This window comes from Streptomyces sp. NPDC127092, from assembly GCF_042722475.1.
Lineage (GTDB): Bacteria > Actinomycetota > Actinomycetes > Streptomycetales > Streptomycetaceae > Streptomyces.
The window spans coordinates 14677-36161 of the sequence record NZ_JBHXFE010000032.1 but is presented as its reverse complement, the minus strand read 5'-3'; the positions used below and the strand labels follow the sequence as shown (position 1 = coordinate 36161).

Annotated in this window: 19 protein-coding genes; 10 read left to right on the top strand and 9 right to left on the bottom strand. The window is 73.0% G+C overall.

Going from position 1 to position 21485, the window contains the following annotated elements; all coding sequences use genetic code 11:
• Positions 1-34: 34 nt before the first annotated feature.
• Together ACFWJO_RS24955 and ACFWJO_RS24950 are read left to right on the top strand one after the other, a co-directional pair.
• Positions 35-1408: an MFS transporter gene (locus ACFWJO_RS24955; protein ID WP_386868470.1), complete on the top strand. Its 1374-nt coding sequence runs from the start codon at positions 35-37 to the stop codon at positions 1406-1408.
• 21 nt (positions 1409-1429) lie between these two features.
• Positions 1430-1933 carry a hypothetical protein gene (locus ACFWJO_RS24950; RefSeq protein ID WP_386868468.1) on the top strand — a complete coding sequence of 168 codons (504 nt, stop codon included), beginning with the start codon at positions 1430-1432 and terminating at the stop codon, positions 1931-1933.
• On the opposite strand, the gene ACFWJO_RS24945 is transcribed toward ACFWJO_RS24950, so the two are convergent.
• Complete coding sequence (locus ACFWJO_RS24945; RefSeq protein ID WP_386868570.1) at positions 1930-2523, bottom strand: flavin reductase family protein; 594 nt, start codon at positions 2521-2523, stop codon at positions 1930-1932. The two genes, ACFWJO_RS24950 and ACFWJO_RS24945, sit on opposite strands and share 4 nt — an antisense overlap.
• 91 nt (positions 2524-2614) lie before the next feature.
• On the opposite strand from ACFWJO_RS24945, the gene ACFWJO_RS24940 reads away from it, so the two are divergent.
• Entirely contained in the window at positions 2615-3076 is a 462-nt protein-coding gene (locus tag ACFWJO_RS24940) for a hypothetical protein (RefSeq protein ID WP_386868466.1), read from the top strand.
• A gap of 72 nt (positions 3077-3148) precedes the next feature.
• On the opposite strand, the gene ACFWJO_RS24935 is transcribed toward ACFWJO_RS24940, so the two are convergent.
• The 4 genes from ACFWJO_RS24935 to ACFWJO_RS24920 all read right to left on the bottom strand — a co-directional run bounded on the left by ACFWJO_RS24935 (position 3149) and on the right by ACFWJO_RS24920 (position 8587).
• The gene (locus tag ACFWJO_RS24935; protein ID WP_386868568.1) at positions 3149-3874 is read right to left on the bottom strand and encodes an enoyl-CoA hydratase/isomerase family protein; all 726 of its coding nucleotides are present in this window, start codon (positions 3872-3874) and stop codon (positions 3149-3151) included.
• A gap of 107 nt (positions 3875-3981) precedes the next feature.
• On the bottom strand, positions 3982-6210 hold the full coding sequence (locus ACFWJO_RS24930; RefSeq protein ID WP_386868465.1) for an acetate--CoA ligase family protein: 2229 nt from the start codon (positions 6208-6210) through the stop codon (positions 3982-3984).
• A 196-nt stretch (positions 6211-6406) separates the two neighbouring features.
• Positions 6407-7312, bottom strand: coding sequence for a class A beta-lactamase (bla, locus tag ACFWJO_RS24925; RefSeq protein WP_386868463.1), 906 nt, complete (start codon positions 7310-7312; stop codon positions 6407-6409).
• A 120-nt stretch (positions 7313-7432) separates the two neighbouring features.
• Positions 7433-8587, bottom strand: a complete 1155-nt coding sequence (locus tag ACFWJO_RS24920) for a flavin-containing monooxygenase (RefSeq protein WP_386868461.1) — start codon at positions 8585-8587, stop codon at positions 7433-7435.
• 157 nt (positions 8588-8744) lie between these two features.
• Between ACFWJO_RS24920 and ACFWJO_RS24915 the strand changes: the two genes are divergently transcribed.
• Positions 8745-9236 (top strand): Zn-ribbon domain-containing OB-fold protein, encoded by a 492-nt coding sequence (locus ACFWJO_RS24915; protein ID WP_386868459.1) that lies wholly within the window; start codon positions 8745-8747, stop codon positions 9234-9236.
• Here the strand turns inward: ACFWJO_RS24915 and ACFWJO_RS24910 are convergent.
• On the bottom strand, positions 9187-10104 hold the full coding sequence (locus tag ACFWJO_RS24910; RefSeq protein ID WP_386868457.1) for a GyrI-like domain-containing protein: 918 nt from the start codon (positions 10102-10104) through the stop codon (positions 9187-9189). The genes ACFWJO_RS24915 and ACFWJO_RS24910 overlap by 50 nt on opposite strands.
• 215 nt (positions 10105-10319) lie before the next feature.
• Between ACFWJO_RS24910 and ACFWJO_RS24905 the strand changes: the two genes are divergently transcribed.
• Entirely contained in the window at positions 10320-11090 is a 771-nt protein-coding gene (locus tag ACFWJO_RS24905) for a MerR family transcriptional regulator (protein WP_386868455.1), read from the top strand.
• Positions 11091-11150: 60 nt separating this feature from the next.
• Here ACFWJO_RS24905 and ACFWJO_RS24900 read toward each other — a convergent pair whose 3' ends face one another.
• Complete coding sequence (locus ACFWJO_RS24900) at positions 11151-13529, bottom strand: MMPL family transporter (RefSeq protein ID WP_386868453.1); 2379 nt, start codon at positions 13527-13529, stop codon at positions 11151-11153.
• A 149-nt stretch (positions 13530-13678) separates the two neighbouring features.
• Here ACFWJO_RS24900 and ACFWJO_RS24895 point away from each other — a divergent pair, with 149 nt between their 5' ends.
• A complete protein-coding gene (locus ACFWJO_RS24895) occupies positions 13679-15622 on the top strand; it encodes a glycoside hydrolase family 15 protein (protein ID WP_386868451.1) in 1944 nt (647 codons plus the stop codon).
• On the opposite strand, the gene ACFWJO_RS24890 is transcribed toward ACFWJO_RS24895, so the two are convergent.
• Complete coding sequence (locus ACFWJO_RS24890; RefSeq protein ID WP_386868449.1) at positions 15571-16743, bottom strand: alkene reductase; 1173 nt, start codon at positions 16741-16743, stop codon at positions 15571-15573. The genes ACFWJO_RS24895 and ACFWJO_RS24890 overlap by 52 nt on opposite strands.
• Before the next feature lie 62 nt (positions 16744-16805).
• Between ACFWJO_RS24890 and ACFWJO_RS24885 the strand changes: the two genes are divergently transcribed.
• Complete coding sequence (locus ACFWJO_RS24885) at positions 16806-17195, top strand: MerR family transcriptional regulator (RefSeq protein WP_386868566.1); 390 nt, start codon at positions 16806-16808, stop codon at positions 17193-17195.
• 1292 nt (positions 17196-18487) lie between these two features.
• On the opposite strand, the gene ACFWJO_RS24880 is transcribed toward ACFWJO_RS24885, so the two are convergent.
• The gene (locus ACFWJO_RS24880) at positions 18488-19108 is read right to left on the bottom strand and encodes an HAD-IA family hydrolase (RefSeq protein ID WP_386868447.1); all 621 of its coding nucleotides are present in this window, start codon (positions 19106-19108) and stop codon (positions 18488-18490) included.
• Between the two features lie 127 nt (positions 19109-19235).
• Between ACFWJO_RS24880 and ACFWJO_RS24875 the strand changes: the two genes are divergently transcribed.
• The 3 genes from ACFWJO_RS24875 (at position 19236) to ACFWJO_RS24865 (ending at position 21468) form a co-directional block, all read left to right on the top strand.
• The gene (locus ACFWJO_RS24875) at positions 19236-20036 is read left to right on the top strand and encodes an alpha/beta fold hydrolase (RefSeq protein WP_386868445.1); all 801 of its coding nucleotides are present in this window, start codon (positions 19236-19238) and stop codon (positions 20034-20036) included.
• A 125-nt stretch (positions 20037-20161) separates the two neighbouring features.
• Positions 20162-21079 (top strand): oxaloacetate decarboxylase, encoded by a 918-nt coding sequence (locus tag ACFWJO_RS24870; RefSeq protein ID WP_386868443.1) that lies wholly within the window; start codon positions 20162-20164, stop codon positions 21077-21079.
• The gene (locus ACFWJO_RS24865; protein ID WP_386868441.1) at positions 21076-21468 is read left to right on the top strand and encodes a hypothetical protein; all 393 of its coding nucleotides are present in this window, start codon (positions 21076-21078) and stop codon (positions 21466-21468) included. Before ACFWJO_RS24870 ends, ACFWJO_RS24865 begins: the two co-directional genes overlap by 4 nt.
• Positions 21469-21485: the final 17 nt, after the last annotated feature.

The window sequence follows — 21485 nt, the reverse complement described above, 5'->3', positions numbered from 1 at the left end:
TTCGGGCCAATGGTGGGGCACGGTGCAGCTCGGGATGCTGGATGACGTGACCCAGACAAGCGAGACTCCCGCCTCGGCCCGCAACGAGGACGCGGCCCAGGCCCGTGCAGGGGCCGCGGCCGCCGTTCCCGCCCCACCGCCCACCCCGCCCCGCAAGCCCCGCATCCACCGTGCGTGGTTCGTCGCCGCCGTCACCTTCGTCACGATCGTCGGCGCGGCGGCCTTCGCCTCCCTGCCCGGGCTGCTCATCGAGCCGCTGCACGGCGAGTTCCACTGGTCGCGCGGCACGATCGGCTTCGCGGTGTCGGTGAACCTCGCGCTCTACGGCCTGACGGCGCCGTTCGCGGCGGCGCTGATGGACCGCTTCGGCATCCGCCGGGTCGTGGCGGTGGCGCTGAGCGTGATCGCCCTCGGCTCGCTGCTCACGGTGTGGATGACACAGCCCTGGCAGCTGGTCCTGTACTGGGGCGTCCTCGTCGGCCTCGGCAGCGGCTCGATGGCGCTGGCCTTCGCCGCGACCGTCACCAACCGCTGGTTCGTGGCGCGGCGCGGCCTGGTCACCGGCATCCTGACCGCGGCCGGTGCGTCGGGCCAGCTGGTGTTCCTGCCCTTCCTCTCCTGGCTGGTCGAGAACCACGGCTGGCGCCCGGCCGCCGTCACCGTGGCGCTGACCGCGCTCGCGGTCGTCCCGTTCGTGTGGCTGCTGTTGCGCGACCACCCGGCGGACGTGCGGCTGGCCCCGTACGGCGGCGATTACGCCGAGAAGCCCGCGCCCGTCACCGGCGCCGCGCGCCGCGCCGTCACCGTCCTGTTCAAGGCGGCCCGCACCGGCCCGTTCTGGCTGCTCGCCGGCACCTTCGCGATCTGCGGCGCCTCGACGAACGGCCTGGTCAAGACGCACTTCGTGCCCGCCGCGCACGACCACGGCATGCCGATCCAGGCGGCGGCGGGACTCCTCGCGGTCATCGGCGTCTTCGACGTCGTCGGCACGGTCGCCTCCGGCTGGTTCACCGACCGCTTCGAGGCGCGCCGCCTGCTCGCCGTCTACTACGCGCTGCGCGGGATCTCGCTGCTCTTCCTGCCGATGCTGCTGGCTCCGTCGGTGCACCCGCCGATGCTGTTCTTCATCGTGTTCTACGGCCTGGACTGGGTCGCGACGGTCCCGCCGACGATCGCGCTGTGCCGCGAGCACTACGGCGAGGACAGCGCGATCGTCTTCGGCTGGGTCCTCGCCTCCCACCAGGTGGGCGCCGCCGCCGTCGCCTTCGCGGGCGGCGTGGCCCGCGACGTCTTCGGCTCGTACGACGTCGTCTGGTACGCCTCGGGCGCCCTGTGCGCGGCGGCGGCCCTGATGGCCCTGGTGATCAGGCGGCCCCGGGCGGGAGCGGTGGCGGTGGCAGGAGCATGATGACGCCTGGGGGTGAGACGCATGGTGGTCTCGGAGGAACGGTCGGCGGCTCGGATGCTGCGGGTCTCGATGCTGGTGCTCTTTCTGGAGGGGGCGCTCGCGCTGGTCCTGGGGCTGGTGTTCGGCGAGACCGGCAAGCCGGAGCCGGGTGAGGAGCGGGTCAGTGCCCTGACGCTGCTGGCGCTTCCGCTCCTCTCGCTCCTCGCCTTGCTGGCCGCGGCCGTGGTCTCCGCGGTCCTCGTGCTGCCGGCGGTGCTCCTTGGCGAGGACCTGGCGCGCCGGGTCGCGGGCCGCCCCATCGCATGGCAGCTGCTCCTCACGACCGCCGCCGGTGCCCTCATGTGGCCGCTCGCCGCCTGGCGCGGCTGGCTCGTGGGCGCGCTCGCCCTGGCCGTGGCGGCCACGGTCGCCCGCCACGCCCGGAGGGGCTTCTTCGTCTCGGTGCTCCTGTGGGGCACGCTCGCGGTGCTGACCGTCTTCACGCTCGGTGGCATCGGGTTGTACGCGGGTGTGCTCGGCGACTAGGAGCTTGGTCGCCCCGCGAACCGCCCGAACCGTCCCCGGTGGAAGAGGAGCGGGTCGCCTTCCTCCGTCGCGCCCAGGGACTCGACCCGGCCCACCACGATCAGGTGGTCGCCGCCCGTGTGGACCGCGGCGATCCCGCAGTCGATCCACGCCGGCGCGTCCGGCAGGCGCGGTGAGCCCGTCGAAGGGGCCGGGGTCCAGGGCACGCCCGCGAACTTGTCCGCGCCGCTCACCGCGAACGCCCGGCACAACCCGCCCTGTTCCGCGCCCAGGATGTTCACGCAGAAGCGTCCGGCGCGGGCGATCCTCGGCCAGGTCGTCGACGTGCGGGCGACCATGAAGGCGATCAGCGGCGGGTCGAGCGACAGCGAGGCGAAGGACTGGCAGGCGAAGCCCGCCGGCCCGTCCTCGTCCAGCGCCGTGACGATCGTGACCCCGCTCGCGAAGTGCCCGAGCACCCGCCGGAACTCGCCCGGATCGACGGGCATCCGCTCGTCGTCCCGCACCGCGCGCAGCGCGGGCCGCGGCAGTGCTTCCACGGCCGTGGGCGCCCCGGCCGACCTCAGGTACCGGACGGCGGTGGCCGCCATCCCCGCGTGTCCCATCATGCGGCCCATTGAAACTGACGAAGCGTCAGATAGGAACCCTCGTGCTGTCAGTGGGGGCTGCCAAGCTGGCTCCATGGCCTCGACCCCGAACACGACGACGAACACGACCCCGAACACGACCCCGAACGCCGGCCCTGTCACCTGGAGCCTGCTCGACATCGACGCCGCCCTGCGGGCCTCCTGGGCCGCCGACATCTGCTCGCCCGACGATCAGGACGAGTGGCGCGCGGACAACCCCGCCTGGGGGCACTGCGACATCACGGCGCTCGTCGTGAACGACCTCCTCGGCGGCGACCTCGTCGTCGGCGAGGTGTATCTGGACGGCGCCCAGCGCGGATACCACTGGTGGAACCGGCTCCCGAGCGGCATCGAGCTCGACCTGACCCGCGAGCAGTTCCAGGACGGCCAGGTCATCACCGCCGCACGGCGCGTGGAGCGTCCGCCGGGCCCGCTGCCCCGCCGCTGGGAGGAGTACCTGCTCCTGCGCGAGCGGGTCGCGGCACACCTCGGCGCCGCCCTTCCGGGCCCGGCCTGAGCCGGCGCCCGCCTGAGCCGGCGCCCGCCCGCCCCGGCCGGCCCCCGTCCGAGCCGCCGGCCCCCGGCCGGGCTACCGGCCCTCGTACGACGCCGCCCGCCGTTCCACGAACGCCGCCACGCCCTCCCGTGCGTCCCGCGTCGTCATGCACAGTTCCTGGGCCGTCGCCTCCGCCGCGAAGGCGGTCGTACGGTCGGTGTCCAGGGACGCGTTGACGAGCTGCTTCGTGAGGGCGAGGGCGCGGGTGGGGCCCTGGGCGAGGCGTTCGGCCCACTCGCGGGCCGTCTTCTCCAGGTCCTCCGCCGGGACCACCCGGTTGACCAGACCCATCGCCCGCGCCTCCGCCGCCGGCAACGCGTCGCCGAAGAACATCAGCTCCTTCGCCCGCTGCGGCCCGACCAGCCGCGGCAGCAGATAGGCGCCGCCCCCGTCCGGCACGATCCCGCGCCGGACGAACACCTCCACGAACGTGGCCGACTCCGCCGCCAGCACCAGGTCGCACGCGAACGCCAGATGCGCCCCGATCCCGGCCGCCGTCCCGTTCACCGCCGCGATCACCGGCTTCTCACAGTCCAGTACGGCCCCGACGAAGCGCTGCGCGCCCTGCCGGATCATCCGTGCCACGTCACCGGCCACCCGGTCCCCGGCGGACGCCGAAGGCCCGCCCCGCAGGTCCGCGCCCGCGCAGAAGCCCCGCCCGGTCGCCGTCACCACCACCGCCCGGACCGCCGGGTCGGCGGAGGCCTCCGCCAGGAGGGCGATGATCCGCTCCCGCTGGTCCCAGGTGACCGCGTTCATCGCCTCGGGCCGGTTGAGCGTGATCCAGAGGACGCCGTTCTCGACGGCGTGCAGCACATCGGACACGAGGGGCTCCTTCGGCTCCTTCAGCTGCTGCTTCGGCTCTTTCACCGGCACACCGCGAGCGCGTCCAGGGCCACCGCGCCCTGCCCGCGCGGCAGCACCATCAGCGGATTGATGTCCAGCTCCGACAGATCCCCGTCGAGTTCCAGCGCCATGCGCTGCACCCGCAGCACCACCTCCACCAGCGCGTCCACGTCCGCCGGCGGAGCCCCCCGCACCCCGTCGAGCAGCGCCCGCCCGCGCAGCTCGCCCAGCATGGCGCGGGCCTCCCGTTCCCCGAACGGCGGTACGCGCACGGCGGCGTCGTTCAGCACCTCCACCAGGACGCCGCCGAGCCCGACCGTCACCGTCGGCCCGAACAGCGAGTCGTGCGTCACGCCCACCACCATCTCGACCCCGCGCCCGACCATCTGGCACACCAGGACGCCGTCCAGGTCGACGCCCTCGTAGCGGGCGATGTCGGTCAGCTCCCGGTAGGCGTCGCGTATCTGGCTCGCGGACGTCAGCCCCACCTTCACCAGGCCCAGCTCCGTCTTGTGCGCGAGCTGCGCGCCCGAGGCCTTCATCACCACCGGGTAGCCGACGAGACCCGCCGCCCGCACGGCCGCCGCCGCGCTCGTCACCAGCTGCTCGCGCGGCACCCGTATCCCGTACGCCCGCAGCAGCTGCTTCGCCGCGTGCTCGCTCAGCCGGTGGCCGGGCCGCATCAGGGCCCGCGCCTTGCGGAAGGACGGGGACGGGGTGCGCGGCGCCTCGTCGAAGGGCGAGCGGTAGCCGGTGGTGAAGCGGTGGTGGTCGAGGTAGGCCCTGACCGCGCCGATGCAGTTGCCGAAGGTGCGGAAGGTGGCGACGCGCGAGGAGCCGAGCAGGGTGGTGCGGTAGGCCTCCTCGGTTCCGACGGGCGACCCCCACACCACGCAGATCAGTTTGTCCGTCTCCTCCGCCGCGTCGACGAGGTCCTGCGCGAGCCTGTCGCTCATGGGCGGGAAGGGGCCGGTGATCGGACAGATCAGCACCCCCACCTCCGGGTCGGCGAGAATGGCGTCGATGATCTTCCGGCCGCGCCAGTCGCCCACCGGGTGCCCGCCGTTGTCGACGGGGTTGGCCACGCTCAGGTACTCCGGTATCCACTGGTGCAGCTCGTCCTGCCGGGCCCGGGAGAGGGTGGGCAGGGTGAGTCCCGCCGCGGTCGCCAGGTCGGAGAAGTGGGCGCCGGTGCCGCCGGAGATGGAGTAGACGACCACGCCGTCGGCGACCGGTTTGCGGGCGCGGGCGAGCAGCGCCGCGGTGTCCTGGAGCTGGTCGAGCCCGTCGACCCGGATCACCCCGAACTGCCGCATGGCCGCGTCGACGACCTGGTCCGCGCCGGTGAGCTTGCCGGTGTGCGAGGCGGCCATCCGGGCCCCGGCCTCGGTGCGGCCGACCTTCACGGCGACGACGGGCACCTGGCGGCGGGCTGCCTGGTCGGCGGCGAGCAGGAAGGAACGGCCGTCCTTCAGCCCCTCCACGTAACAGGCGATGGCCCCGACCTCGGGCCGGTGCGCGAAGTACGAGATGAAGTCGGCGGTCTCCAGGTCGGCCTCGTTGCCGGTGGGCGCCCAGTGCGAGAGCCGTACGCCCAGCTCCTGGAGGGTGAAGACGGGCCGCCCCTGGTGCCCGGACTGGGTGATGAGCGCGATGGCCGGCCCGTCCAGGTCCTCCCGGAAGCGCTCGAAGGCGTTGAGGTTGGTGTTGGGCCCGAGCAGCCGCAGCCCGGAACGCCCGACGGCGGCCGCGAGCCGCTCCTGGGCGCGGGCGCCCTCCTCGCCGGTCTCGGCGAAGCCGGACGCGAAGGCGACGGCGAACCTCACCTTGCACGCGGCGAGCTGCTCGATGACGGGCAGCGGGTCGGCGACGAGGAGGACGGCGAGGTCGACGGACTCGTCGAGTTCGCTGACCGAGGGCACGCAGTCGATCCCGAAGACGGCGGTACGGGTGGGGTGCACGGGCACCAGCCGCGCGCCGACCCGGCCGGCCCAGTCGATCAGCTGGCGGGTGATCCCGGTGTTCGGCCGCCCTTCGGCGTCGGACGCCCCGACGACCGCGACGACCTCGGGCCGGAAGAACCGGTCGAGCTCGGGCACGGGCGCGTGCAGCGGGCGCCCGCTGACGTCGGTGTCGCCCTCGACGGCGGCGACGTCGTGCACGACCACCCGGCCGGCGTGGTGCTCCCCGCAGGCGTCCACGCGGGCGCGGAGGTCGGTGGTGAAGGTCCCGTGAGTCGATCCCAGCATCGTTCCGCACCGCCCATCCCGATCCCGAAGACCGGAGCCGTCCCGTGCCGTCCCTGGCATGGCCTGATCTGACGCTTAGTCAGATTACTCAACTGACGGTCAGTCAGGAATAGGGCGTGCGGCAACGGCCGGTGGTGCCGGCGCCCCGGGCGCCGCAAGGCACCCGGGGCGTCGTCGGCCTCCGCGGCGCCGTCGGCTAGCGGCCGCCCATCGCGTCCGCGAGCACTTCCGCCGCCCCCGCCACCAGCGCGTTGTCGGCCGTCGCGTCCTCCTCCGGCTTGGTCGTCATGACGGCCAGGACCACCGGCGGGCGGCCGGGGGGCCAGGCCACACCGGCGTCGTTGTTGCCGCCGTACCGGCCGCCGCCGGTCTTGTCGGCCAGGGTCCAGTCGGCCGGCAGGCCCTTGCGGAAGCGCTCGCCGCTGGTCGTGTTGGCCAGCATCCAGCCGGTCAGCCGGCGCCGGTCCTCCGGCGCGAGGGCGCCGCCCAGGACGAGCCGGCCGTACGAACGGGCGATGGCGCGCGGAGTCGTCGTGTCCGTCTCGCGCCACGGCTCGGCCGAGTTGAGCTCCGGCTCCCAGCGGTCCAGCCGGGTCACCCCGTCGCCGAGGGAGCGGGCGAAGCGGGTGATCGCCGTCGGCCCGCCCAGCTCCTGGAGCAGCAGGTTGGCGGCGGTGTTGTCGCTGTGGGTGATCGAGTACTCGCACAGCTCGGCGATCGTCATGCCGTCGGCGACGTGGTCGCGCGTGATCGGCGACCAGCCCGAGCGGGTCACGTACTCCTGCGTGTAGTGCACGCGCCGCGCGAGGAACTCGCCGTCGCGGTCCAGGTCCCGCAGGACCGCCGCCGCGCCGAGCGTCTTGAACAGCGAGCACATCGGGAAGCGCTCGTCGGCGCGGTACGCCACCAGGCGGCCGCTCCCGGTGTCGTACGCGTACGCGCCGAGCCGGGCGCCGTGCTCCCGCTCCAGCGCGCGTAACCGCTGCCGGGCCCGCCCCGACGGGAGCCGGGCGGGTGCGGCGTGGGCGGAGGTCAGGGGCAGGGCGGCCGCGAGGGCCGCCCCGGCGCCGGCGGCGAGCATCGTCCGACGGGTGGGGCGCATGATCGGTGCCTTCCTTGATACGGGTGAGACGTGCGTCATCGGTCGTGACGTCGCTTCCCGTACGGGCAGTTGCACCGCAACCTACGGCGGCCGGCCCCGGACCAGGCACAACCGGCGCCGCTACCGCCGGAGTTTCGCGATCCGGCGGGCGATCCGCTCCGCGTCCAGCGCCATCTCCCGGAACATGCCGCTGATCGGATTGGTGAACCCGGTGAAGTAGAGCCCGGGTGCCTCGCGCGGGCAGCGCGCGCCCGTCACCGACGGGCGGCCGCGCTCGTCCAGGACTCCGAGGTGGCCGAGCAGCGGCTCCAGGGCACGGTCGTAGCCGGTCGCCGCGATCACCGCGTCCGGGGCGATGCGGGAGCCGTCCGCGAGGACGACCTCGCCGTCGTCGAAGGACTCCACCGCCGCCACCGGCTCGACCTTCCCGGCCCGTACGGCCGCGACCAGGCCCACGTCCTGCACGGGAATCGACCCGGCCCGCACCCGCGAGTACAGGCCGCCCTGCGGCCTCGGCATCCCGTACGCCGACAGGTCCGCCGTCATGAACCGCCCGAGCAGCCCGGTCAGCCGGTCCACGAGGCCCACCGGAAGCCGCCGCACCAGGATGCCGTTGCGCTGGCTCGGCCAGCCGAGCGTGGCGCGGCGGATGATGTACGGAGGCGTGCGCACTGCGATCCGGACCCGCTTGGCGCCGCCCTCCGCCAGGTCGGCGGCGATCTCCGCGCCGGTGTTGCCGACGCCGACGACGAGCACGTCCCTGCCCTCGTACGGCTTCGGGTTGCGGTAGGCGCTCGCGTGGACGAGCTCGCGGCCGGGCGTGCGCTCGTACGTGCCGAGGCCGGGCCACGCGGGCAGTCGCGGGGTGTGGTTGTAGCCGGTCGCGACCACGACGGCGCTGCCGAGCAGCCGGCGCCCGCCCGTCGCGTGCAGCGTCCAGTGCGCGCCGTCGCGTTCGACGCGGAGGACCTCGACGCCCGTCACGACCTCCAGGTCGTGGAACTCGGCGTACGTCTCCAGGTACCGCACCACGTCCGCGCGGGCGACCCAGCGCCCGAAGGAGCGCGGCATCTTCAGGCCGGGCAGCGCGGAGAGCCGGCGGGTGGTGTGCAGCCGCAGCCGGTCGTAGTGGTGGCGCCAGGAGTCACCGACGGCGTCGGCCTTCTCCACGACGACGGCCCGTACGCCCCGCGCGCGCAGCGCGGCGGCGACGGCGAGTCCGCCGGGGCCGCCGCCGATGACGTAGACGGGGTGGGGCTGGGGGGTGACGGTCATGAATGCTGAGCGTAATGACGCGTACACGCCGTGGGTCTCGGTCAAGAGGGGGTTGGGTTGCGAATCGGTCACGGGTGCACGGGTCTTGCGGAGAAGCGGGAGCATCCGATGAACTGATGCTCCGTCAGATTTCACGTACGGGAGGCGAACCCCGCACATGCAGACGACCCGGACGGCCGGCCCCGCGACCGCCGGCTCCCCGAAGGCCACCCCCGCGAGCCTCCCGGAAGCCGACGCCTTCACCCGCCCCTACTGGGACGCCGCCGCCGACGGCCGCCTCCTGCTGCGCCACTGCACCGCCTGCGACCGGCCCCACCACTACCCGCGCGAGTTCTGCCCGTACTGCTGGAGCGAGGACGTCGAATGGCGGCAGGCGGAGGGCCGGGCGGTGCTCTACACGTGGTCCGTCGTCCACCGCAACGACCTCCCGCCCTTCGGCGACCGCGTGCCGTACGTGGCGGCGGTCGTCGACCTCGCGGAGGGCCCGCGGATGATGACGGAGATCGTGGACTGCCCCGAGACCGAACTCCGCATCGGGATGGACCTGGACCTCGCCTTCCGCCCGGAGGGCGAACAGGGCGAGTTCCAGGTCCCGGTGTTCACGCCCCGGCGCTCCCCGGACCCCCGGCACTCCCCGAACCCCCGCTGACCCGCTCGACCGGGATCCACAGCTGGGAGTCCGTCTCCTCGCCGATCTCCACGGGCCGGGTCCGCAGCAGCTCCGGACCCGGCCGGCTCACGTACGGGTTGGACGGGAACCACTGGGTGAACACGTCGCGCCACAGCTCCTGGAGCGCCGCCGGGTAGGGCCCGTGGTCGTCGAAGACCGCCCAGGTGCCGGCCGGCACGTCGAGCGCGTCGAGGCCGCCCAGCTCGTCGGCCGTCGTACCGGGACCGGTCACCACGCCGACCCAGTAGTCCAGCTCGGCGCCCTCCTCCCGGCTGTCGGTCAGGTGCACCGCCGCCGACAGGATGCCTTCCGGCTCCCCCTCGGCCAGCTCCTTCATCCGAACGATCGCCCGCTCGTCCAGGCTCTCCACGTGCGCCGCGGCGGCCGCGTTGACCCCCTCGTGCACGAGCGGGACCCGCGCCTTGCTGCCGACGACCCGGAAGGCGCCCTTCTCGACGATCCGGTACCGCATGGTCGTACTCCCCTCGATGACGACACGGAAGGACATCCGGGGCTGCGAGACGAGCGCCGCACCGGCACGCCGGGCCTCACCCGGGCCGATGCCGTGCACGGACCGGAACGCCCGAGCGAAGGCCTCGCCCGAGCCGTAGCCGTAGCGCACCGCGACGTCGAGCAGCGTCCGCTCCCCGGCCAGGACCTCGGCCCCGGCGAGCGTCATGCGGCGGCGCCGCACGTACACGGAGAGCGGCATGCCGGCGAGCGCCGAGAACAGCCGCCGGAAGTGGTACTCCGAGGTCGTCGCGATCCGCGCGGCCTCGGCGACGTCCACCTCGCGGTCGAGATGGCGCTCCACATGGTCCAGCGCCCGGTTCAGCCCTTCCAGCACGCCCGTCCGCCCTTCCTGCCTGGTGTTTTCCTCTGTGTCCTCACCGTAGGAACCACCACCCTCCCAGGACCCGACGATCCGTGCCCGGAACGGTCGGGTCGCGCGGCGCCGTCCCGGGGCGGACGCACCGGCCGACTTGCGGTTTCCGCAGCGTCAACTCCTACGGTCTTCGTGTGGGGCCGGAACGGCCGGCCCCGGCGATGGAAGGAACCGTCATGGCCTGGTCGATCGCGGACGTGGCCCGGATGTCCGGGGTGACCTCCCGGACCCTGCGGCACTACGACGAGATCGGCCTGCTGCCGCCCGCGTGGACCGCGAGCAGCGGGCACCGCTACTACGAGGAGCCCCAGCTGCTGCGCCTCCAGCAGATCCTGCTCATGCGGGAGCTGGACGTGGGCCTGCGCGAGATCCAGGCCGTCCTGGACAGCCAGGCCGACCCCGTGGGCGTCCTGCGCGAACACCACGCACGGCTGGTCGGGGAACGGGACAGGCTCGCAACCCTGGCGAGGACGGTCGCCCGCACCATCGCCGACCTCGAGGCACGACACGAGAGCGAGGACGAGGACATGGTGAGCATCAACCGGCCGGAGAACCTCTTCGAGGGCTTCCGGCACGACCCGGAGATGGAGGCCGAGGTCCGCGAGAAGTGGCCGGAGGCGTACGAGGAGTCCCGGCAGGCGGTCGAGGGGATGACGCCCGAGACCACCGAGCAGTGGCAGCGCGAGGCCACCGCCCAGATGATCCGCTTCGCGGAGCACATGGCCGCCGGCACGCCCGTCGACGACCCGGCCGTCCAGGAGGAGGTGGCCGCCCACTACCGCACCGTCTGCCGCTTCTGGACCCCGACGGCGGAGGCGTACAAGGGCCTGGCGGCGACCTACGCGGAGGACCCGCGCTTCCGCGAGAACTTCGACCGGATCGCCGTCGGCCTCGCGGACTACCAGCGCGCCGCGATGGCCGTCTACGCGGACACCCGGCTGAGCTGACCCGGCAGAGCGCGTGAGCGCCGTCGTCGAGGGGCTGCAGACCCTCGACCCCGGCGCGGCCTACGGCTCCCGACGCCCTGCCGCCACCGCCGCCTGCTTCTCCTCCTCCAGAGCGCCCTCGCCCTCCGTGTCGAGGTGGGGCAGGATCCGGTCGAGCCAGCGCGGGGTCCACCAGGCGTGACGGCCCAAGAGGGTCATCACCGCGGGCACCAGGAGGAGCCGGACGATCGTCGCGTCGATGAGGACGCTCGCCGCCAGACCGAGGCCCAGCATCTTCACCACGATGTTGTCCGACACGATGAACGCCGCGAACACGCTCACCATGATCAGAGCCGCACACGTGATCACCCGCGCCGTGATCTCCAGCGCGTGCGCCACGCTCGCCTTCGGATCCCCGGTGCGCAGCCACGCCTCGCGCACCCGCGACAGCAGGAAGATCTCGTAGTCCATGCTCAGGCCGAAGACGATCGCGAACATCATCATCGGCACGTAGCTCTCGATGGGCACCTTCCCGGAGACCCCGAGCGCGGGACCGCCCCAGCCCCACTGGAAGACGGCCACGACGACCCCGTACGACGCCGCGATCGACAGCACGTTCAGGACCGCCGCCTTCACCGCCACCAGCAGGCCGCGGAAGACGGTCAGGATGACGAGGAAGGCCAGCGCGACGACCACCGCGATGATCAGCGGCAGGCGGCTCGCGACGATGTCGAGGAAGTCGACCTGCGCGGCCGTCGTCCCCGTCACGTACGTCTGCGCGTCCGTCCCGGCCACCGCCTGCGGCAGCACGTCGTCCACCAGGTGGTTCGTGAGCTCGGTGGTCCGCTCGTCCTGCGGCGACGCGACCGAGTACGCGGTGCCGATCAGCACGTCACCGTCCGGCGTCGCCTGCAGCGGCGTGATCGAGGCCGCGTCCGGCACGTTCGTCAGCGACTGCTGGAGCCTGCTCGCGAGCGCCGCACGGTCTCCCGACGGAACGGCCGACTGGTCCACCACCAGCGTCAGCGGCCCGTTCGCACCCGGCCCGAACGCCGTCGAGATCAGGTCGTACGCCCGCCGGTCCGTGAACGACTTCGGATCCGCCCCGTCGCCGATGTGCCCGAGCTGGATGAAGAGCAGCGGGAACGCCAGGACCAGCAGCGCCACGACCCCGCACACCAGGAACCACCACGGCCGCCGCTCCACGCGCTGCGCGTAACGGTGCCAGGCGCCGGACCCGGCGCCGGCGTCGCTCCCCCGGGCCCGGCCGGCCCCTGGCCCCGCCGCAGCCGCCGGCCCGGTCCCTGCCCCCGCCGCAGCCGCCGGCCCGGCCGCCGCTCCCGCGTCCACGTTCGTCTCCGCGACCGGCTTGCGTACGTGATAGCGGTCGATACGGCGCCCCACCAGCCCCAGCATCGCCGGGACCAGCGTCAGCGCCGCCAGCACGGCCGTCACGACCGTGAACGCCGCCGCGAGCCCCAGCTTGCCGATGAAGGTGACGCCCGAGACCCACAGCCCGGACAGCGCGATGATCACCGTGCAGCCCGACACGAGGACCGCCCGGCCGCTCGTCGTCGTGGCGAGGGCCGCCGAGTCGGCGGGATCGTGGCCGTTCATGAGGTTCTGGCGGTGCCGCGTGATCAGGAACAGCGCGTAGTCGATGCCGACGCCCAGACCGATCATCGTCGCCAGCGTCGGCGACACCGTGCCGAAGGTGAACGCCGCCGCCGTCAGACCCAGCAGCGCGAGCCCGCAGATCGCCCCGATCAGCGCCGTGACCAGCGGCAGCACCGCTGCGATCAGGCTGCCGAAGCCCACCAGGAGCACCACGATCGCCACGGCGAAGCCGATCGCCTCGCTCGTGCGGTCGTCCGGCGCCGGCCGGGCCAGCTCGCCGAGCGACCCGCCGTACTCGACGGTCACGTCCGCGTCCCGCAGCGGCTGTACGGCGGCGTCGACACCGTTCAGGTAGTCCACGCCGAGCGTGGACGGCGGCACACCGAACCGCATCGTGATGTACGCGGTCTTGCCGTCCGTGGACAGCGGCCCGGTGTTCGGCGCCGTGGACGACGCGGGCGGCGGGGGAGTGCCGGGCGGCGGCAGCGGATTCTGCACGCTCAGCACGTCGGGCAGCTTCTCCAGCGCCGCCACGGTCGAGTTCACCGTCGAGGACTCCTGGGTGAGCGGCCCGGAAGGCCGGTTCAGGACGATCTGCGCGCTGTAACCGCCGGCCGCCGGATCATGCGCCTTCAGGACGTCCAGGCCCTCCGCCGACTGCACGCCGGGCAGCGCGAAGTCGTCCGAGAACTGGCCGCCCACCGCCCGGTCCGTGAGCTGCAGCCCGGCGACGGCGGCCAGCCACAGCACGATGACGACGACGAAATGCCGGGCACACCAGTGCCCGAGGCGGTAGAGCAGACCCTTGCCGACCGGGGTCTGCACCGGGCTCCGTGCGTTCATGGCACCGCCGCGTGCGGATAGGCGATCCCCGAGCGTCCCTACGTAAGTCAATTCTTGGCGTTCCGGGCGGACCCGTCATCTCGAACCGCGACCCGCGACGCGTGACGCGTCGGCGGGCCGGATCGACCGTCCTCCCGGATAGTGGAACCGTGAAGCGCTATCCGCTCATCGCCGATCACGGCCTGGTGGGCGACCTGCAGACCTGCGCGCTCATCTCGGACGAGGGCGTCGTCGACTGGTTCGCGGCTCCCCGCTTCGACTCGCCCGGCATCTTCTCGGCGCTCCTCGACCACGACCGGGGCGGCTACTTCCGCCTCTCGCTGGAGGCACCGCGCGCGGAGGGCGACGCCGACGGGACGAGCGCCGGCGTGACGACGAAACAGCTCTACTACCCCGACACCGCCCTCCTCGTCACCCGCTTCATGTCACCCGACGGCGTGGGCGAACTCATCGACTGGATGCCCCCCGACCGCACCGGCCGCGCCACCGGCCGGCACGCCATCCTGCGCGTCCTGCGCTGCACCCGCGGCACCGTCACCTTCACCCTGGAATGCCGGCCGCGCTTCGGCTTCGGCAGCAACCCGCACGAGACGCGCGTCGACGGCCGCACCGCCGCCTTCCGGGCCCCCGGCGTCACCGCCTTCCTCCAGTCGAACATCCCGCTGGAGCAGGACGGGCCCTACGACGTCCACGGCCGCCTCACCCTCCGCGAAGGGGGCATCGCCGGCGCCTCGTTCACCGTCGCGGGACCGGAGGCGGAGCCCCCGCCACTGCCGGCCACGGGCGAGGTCGAAGCCGCCCTGTGGGACGCCGTCGACTTCTGGCAGAGCTGGGTGCGCACCGCCCGCTACCGGGGCCGCTGGCCCGACATGGTGCACCGCTCCGCCATCACCCTGAAGCTCCTCACCTACCTGCCCACCGGCGCCCCGATCGCCGCCGCCACCCTCGGACTGCCCGAACTCGTCGGCGGCGAACGCAACTGGGACTACCGCTACACCTGGATCCGCGACGGCTCCCTCGCCGTCCGCGCCCTCCTCGACCTCGGATTCGTCGACGAGGCCGCCGCGTTCACCGGCTGGCTCACCGACCGCGTCACCGAACGCGCCTCCGCGCGGGCCTCCGTCACCGGGACCGAGGGCACCCGGCCGCTCCAGATCATGTACCGCGTCGACGGCGACCCGTGGCTGCCCGAGGAGATCCTCACCGACTTCGAGGGCTACCGCGGCTCCGCGCCCGTCCGCGTCGGCAACGCCGCCGCCGACCAGCTCCAGCTCGACATCTACGGCGAGGCCCTCTACGCCCTCGCCCAGGGCCGCGGCCTCGACACCCAGCCCACCCACCAGGGCTGGCAGGCCGTCTCGGCGCTGCTCGACTGGCTGGCGAAGTCCTGGGACGGCCCCGACGAGGGCATCTGGGAAACCCGCGGCGGACAGCGGGACTTCACCTTCAGCCGGGTGATGTCCTGGGTGGCCTTCGACCGCGGACTGCGCCTCGCCGACGAGTTCGGCCGGCCCGCCGCCCTCGACACCTGGCGGGCCGCCCGCGACGAGATCTACGCCCAGGTGATGCACCGCGGCTGGAGCGAGCGGCGCCGGGCCCTCGTCCAGTACTACGGCGGAGAAGTCCTCGACGCCGCGCTGCTCCTCGTCCCCCGGTCCGGCCTGCTCAGCCCCACCGACCCGGCCTGGCTCTCCACCCTCGACGCCATCGAGCGCACCCTCGTCCAGGACAGCCTGGTCCACCGCTACGACCCCGGCGCCTCGCCGGACGGGCTGCGCGGCGCCGAGGGAACGTTCAGCCTGTGCACGTTCCTCTACGTGGACGCACTGGCCCGGGCGGGGCGGGTGCGGCAGGCCCGGTTCACGTTCGAGAAGATGCTCACGTACGCCAACCACGTCGGCCTGTTCGCGGAGGAGATCGGCCCGAGCGGCGAGCAACTGGGCAACTTCCCCCAGGCCTTCACCCACCTGTCGCTGATCATGGCGGCCACGACGCTGGACGAGGCGCTGGACGAGACGAACGGGCCGGGCGCGCGCGGTGCTCAGGCGGCGGGTACGACGTCCCGGGGAGCCCGGGCACCCAGAACGGGGTAGTCGTTGTATCCCGTCTCCCCGCCCGTGTACATCAGGTACCGGTCCCGTACGGGATTCAGCGGCGCGCCCGTCCGCAGCCGCTCGACCAGGTCCGGGTTGGCGAGGAAGCCGCGGCCGAAGGAGATCAGGTCGGCCCCGGCGGCGAGCAGCCGCTCACCGGCCGCCCGGCCGCCGTCGGCGGGCAGCGGCAGGCCCCAGCCCAGGTCGGGGTTGGCGATCAGCGTGCCGGGCCAGGCCTTGCGGATTTGGTGGAAGAGCGGCTGGTCGGGGTCGGCGAAGATGACGTGGAGATAGGCGAGGTGCGTGCCGGGGGAGGCATCGGACGGGCCGGTCAGATCGGCGAGAGCGGCGACGAGCGCGGGATAGAGGGCGTCGGTGTCGCCCTCCTCGATGCCGTTGACGGTGACTCCGGGCGAGACGCGGACGCCGACCCGCTCGGGCCCGATCGCCTCGGCGACGGCCCGGACCACCTCCACGGTGAAACGGATCCGGTTCTCGACGGAGCCGCCGTACTCGTCCGTCCGCAGGTTGGTGTTCTTCGCGAGGAACTGGTGCAGCAGATGCCCGTTGGCGGAGTGCACCTCGACGCCCTCGAAGCCCGCCTCGACCGCCCGCCGCGCGGCGGCGGCGAAGTCGGCGGCGGTGGAGCGGATGTCGTCGGGGGTCATCTCGCGGGGCACGACGGAGGGCACGCGGCCGGCGGCGGTGTGGATCTCCTCGGGCAGCGCGACGGCGGAGGGCGCGACGGGCGTGAACCCGCTGGTGTCGGGATGCCCGACGCGCCCGCCGTGCTGGAGCTGCACGAACATCCGCCCGCCGGCGGCGCGCACGGCGTCGGTGACCGTACGCCAGCCGTCGACCTGGGCCGGGGTGTGGAGCCCGGGGATGTCGGGGTAGGTCTGGCCGACGGCGTTGGGCGTCGTCGCCTCCGCGATGATCAGGCCGGCGGTGGCGCGGTCCGCGTAGTGCGTCGCCATGATCGGGGTGGGGACGCCGTCGGCGGTGGCGCGGTTACGGGTCAGGGGAGCCATGACGAGACGGTTGGGAAGGGCGAGGGAGCCGAGGGTGGTGGACTCGAAGAGACGGGAGGAGGAGGGGAGTTCGGCGGTTGGTTTCGTCATGCCGGTACCGTAGAACCTGACACGAGTGTCAGGTTCAAGCGGCGAGGGGAGGCGGGTGGATGATGCGGATCGGTGAGCTGGCGAGCCGGAGCGGCGTGAGCGAGCGTTCGCTGCGCTATTACGAGAAGCAGGGCCTGCTGCTGTCGGAGCGCACCCCGGGCGGGCACCGGGAGTACGGGGAGTGGGCGGTCGACCGCGTGATCCGCATCCAGTCGCTGTACGCGGCGGGCCTGAACAGCAAGAAGATCGCGAGGCTCCTGCCGTGCATGCGGGACGTGGACGCGGGCCCGACGGAACGCACGACGCCCCAACTGGTCACGGAACTCCAGGCGGAACGCGAGCGCATCGACCGTCTGATCGAGGACCTGATCCGCTCGAGGGAGGTCCTGGACGAGTTCATCGAGACGGCGAGGTCGGGGGTGGGGGAGGCCTCTGAGGTGGCGACGGACTGAGGTCTGGTGTGGGTGGCGGGTCTCTGAGGTGGTGCGGGGTGGGTGTTTCGGGTGGGCTTCTGGTGCGGCCGCCCTTGTTCCGAGTGTGGCCCCCTCCACCACCGCGTCAAGGGCGCTCCCTTCGGTCGCGTCGCTTCGCGATGGCCTTGCGGCCACCCTTGACCCGGTGGCTCCGGGAGCCTGTTCACACTCGGAGGGCGGCCGGGGGGCCCGGCCACGCGGACGCGCCCGGGTAGCCCTCCGCGCCGTAGGCGGCGCGCGGGCCGGTGGGGTGGGGCTCGGTTTGCGGCGGGGGCGAGTGGGGCTGTTTCCCTGGGTTCGGGGTGCGCGGCAGTGGAATGGGGTGCCCATTCGGGGCTTAGCGGCTGTCGGCCGTCGTCTGGCCGGGGTTCATGCCCCGCTGGTCACTCCCGGTGGGTGGGACGGGTGGGTGGCCGGGGCCGGTGGCGTGCAAACGTGGATATCGCGGGCCGTCGTGTGGCGGAAGACAACGGATGTGACGAGAGAGGCGACCCTGTCCCCTCGCGATCCACCTTTGCTCGCTCCGGAGTCCTCAACCACCATGCCCCGCGCCTTCGTTGGTCACCACTGTGGCGGAGAGTGGCTTGTGTGACTTCAGAGGCGCGGCAGACACCTTTCCCACCGGGTGGGGTCGGCCCGGGCGTGCAAAGTGGGATCTCGCGGGCCTCGGTGTGACAGATGGTGCTCGTGTGACATGAGAGGCAAGGCCGGTGGCTGCCAGGCCCCGGGATATCCACGTTTGCACGCGACCGGCCTCGGCGACCCACCATCCACCCACCGGGAGTGACCAGCGGGGCATGAACCCTGGCCGGACGACGGCCGATGGCCGCTAAGCCGGGAATTGGGCGCCCCATTCCACTGCCGCGCACCCCGAGCCGAGGGAGACGGACTCCCCGACCCTCGCCACTAACCGAGCCCCACCCCACCGGCGTGCACTGCCCAAGCCGTCCGGAGCGATACCCGGCCCCACCCACCACCGGCCCGCCATCCGCCTACGGCGGGAATGGCTACCCGGGCCGGTCCGCGTGGCCGGGCCCCCCGGCCGCCCTCCGAGTGTGAACAGGCCCCCGGAGCCACCGGGTCAAGGGTGGCCGCAGGCCATCGCGAAGCGACGCGACCGCAGGGAGCGCCCTTGACGCGGTGGTGGAGGGGGCCACACTCGGAACAAGGGCGGCCGCACCAGAAGCCCACCCGAAACACCCACCCGTACGACCTCAGAAACCCGCACCTCCCCCCCCCGCTACATCGCCAGCCAGTTCACCCCCCCCGGCTCACACCCACGCCAAAATCTCCGGCGCCGCCTCCGCCAGCGTTGTGAAGTGGCGGTGCGAACCCTCCGCCCCCGTCGCCGCGTTCACCGTCCACACCGTCATCCCCGCCGCGCGGCCCGACCGTACGCCCGACGGCGCGTCCTCGATCACCAGGCAGTCCGCGGGATCCGCGCCCAGCTTCTCGGCGGCGAGGAGGTACGGCACCGGCGAGGGCTTGCCCTCGCTCACCGACGCCGCGTCCACGATCAGCCCCGGCATCGGCAGCCCGGTCCGCTCGAACCGGCCGCGCACCCGGTGCTCGTAGTTCGACGTGACCAGCGCCCAGCGGTCGGCGGGCAGGGCCTTCAGCAGTTCCGCGGCGCCGTCGAAGGCCGCGTACGCCCCTGTCCGTACGTCCTCGTCCTCCAGCTCGTGCAGCAGCGCCAGGCACGCGGCCGGGTCCGCCCCCGGCGCGACGGCCGCGAACGTCTCCACCGGCCGGGTCCGGAGCGCGACGGCGTACACCTCGTCGCCGTCGAGCCCGTGGCGTGCGGCCCAGGCGTGCCACACGCGCCGCTGGTTCTCGACGGCGTCCATGAGGGTGCCGTCGACGTCGAAGAGTACGAAGTTCTCACTGGTCACGCGCCAGAGGTTACGTCCACACACACCAGCCTCCGAGGTCCGGTCCCGAACGGCAGGCCTCGGGCCGATGAGTTTTCGGCGCTGCCGCCGTCCACCCCTCGTACCCCCCGAGAGGAGACCGAGAGAAATGCCCTACGCCGACGTCAACGGAATGACCCTCTGGTTCGAGGAGCACGGCACCGCCGCCACCTCGGGCGTGCCGCCGCTCGTCCTGCTCCACGGCGGGTTCGGAGCCGGGGAGATGTTCCAGCCGTTCCTCGCCTCGGAGGTCGGGGAAGGGCGGCGCTTCATCACCGTCGACCTCCAGGCGCACGGGCGGACGCCGGACGTCGACGGGCGGCCGATGTCGATGGAGGCGATGGCGGACGACGTCGCCGGACTGCTCAAGCACCTCGGCGGCGAGGCCGTCGACGTCCTCGGCTACTCCCTCGGCGCGGGCACCGCCATGCGGCTGGCGATCCAGCACCCCGACCTGGTCCGGCGGCTCGTGGTCGTGTCGATGCCGGCCCGGCGCGAGGGATGGTTCCCCGAGGTCACGGCGCAGATGGACCAGATGCACGTGGGCGCGGCGGAGGCGCTGAAGCAGTCGCCGATGTACGAGCTGTACGCGCGGATCGCGCCGCGCGTCGAGGACTGGCCGGTGCTGGTGGAGAAGGTCGCGTCGATGAACCGGCGGGACTACGACTGGAGCGAGGAGATCGCCGGCGTCACCGCGCCCGTGCTGCTGGTCTTCGCCGACGGCGACGGGATCCGCCCGGCGCACATGGTGGAGTTCTTCGGCCTCCTCGGCGGCGGCCTGAAGGACCCGGGATGGGACGGCGGCGACCGGCCCGCCGCCCGCCTCGCGGTCGTTCCCGGCGCCACGCACTACGACCTGATGTTCTCGCCGCTCCTCCCCGGAGTCGTCGGCGCGTTTCTCGCCCAGTGACGTTTCTGTGGTGAAAACGGTCCTCCTGGAGAGTGAGTAAAGCGCCCGTAAGCGAAGGTTCGAGCTTGTCTCCCGAAATCATCTTGTTTTGGCAAAGTGCCAGCGTGTTGATGAGGAGTCAGCCTGTGAACCACTTCAGCTACGGTAACGACCTGAGGGCGCGGATCGCCGCGCCCGGCACCACACCCCTGATCGGCGTCTACGACATGTACTCGGCGTCCGTCGCCGCCGAGCACTACGACGGGATGTTCGTCTCCGGCTTCGGCTTCGCCGCCTCGCACTACGGACTGCCGGACATCGGGTTCATCGCGTGGCCGGACATGGTGGCGTTCGTGCAGCGGCTGCGCGGCGCGTTCCCGCGGCACCACCTGCTGGTCGACATCGACGACGGCTACGTCGACCCCGAGGTGGCCTGTCACGTCGTGGAGGGCCTGGAGCGGATCGGCGCCTCCGGCGTGATCCTGGAGGACCAGAAGCGGCCGCGGCGCTGCGGGCACGCGGACGGGAAGCAGGTGCTGCCGCTGGACGAGTACCTCGCCAAGCTGGAGATGGTGCTCCAGACCCGGCGGGACATGGTGGTCGTGGCCCGTACGGACGCGACGGACGAGGACGACATCCTGCACCGGGCCCAGCGCCTGGCGGCGACCGAGGCGGACGTGGTCCTGGTGGACGGCGTACGGAGCGTGGAGTGGATCCGGCGGATCCGCGAGGTCGTCGACGGCAAGCCGCTGCTGTTCAACCAGATCGCGGGCGGCAAGTCGCCGCGGCTGTCGCTCTCCGAGCTGTCGGAGCTGGGCGTGGACGTGGCGATCTACAGCACGCCGTGCCTCTTCGCGGCGCACGCGGCGATGGACTCGGCACTGGCCGAGCTGAAGGCCGCCGACGGGCGGCTGCCGTCCTTCGACCCGGAGAGCGGGGTCGGCGTCGCCGCTTCGACCCGGCTCCTGGAGCGGAACATCGCCCGGCACCACGGGGCACGCGAGCACGTCGCGCGGGCAGCGCGGGGCGGGAAGGCCGAGCAGGCTGTGCGGGTGGGCGCATGAGGGCGTCGATTCCGCGCCCGCGGAGGGCCGAGACCGGCCAGATCGGCCAGACCACCCAGACCGGCCAGACGGGCCAGACCGGCGCGGCCGGCCAGGTCGGCCGGAGGGTTCGGGTCGGGCAGGGGGGTCAGGCCGGTCGGGTGGGCCGGGCCGCGCTGCCGGTGCTCGGGGCGGTCCTGCTGGCCGCCGCCGGGGCGGCACCCGCGGCGGCCGGCGGGAGCCTGGTCACCGTGATCGACAACTCGCACGCCGACTCGGTCCTGGAGGTCGACCGGGCGGCCAACCTCCAGTACGGCAGCAGCGGCACGGCCGGCAGCGACCACGACGGCAGCGCGGTCGACGCGCTCCAGACCCTGGTCGGCGCGGTCCACGCACCCGACGACGACTAAGAGGCCTGAGCGAACGC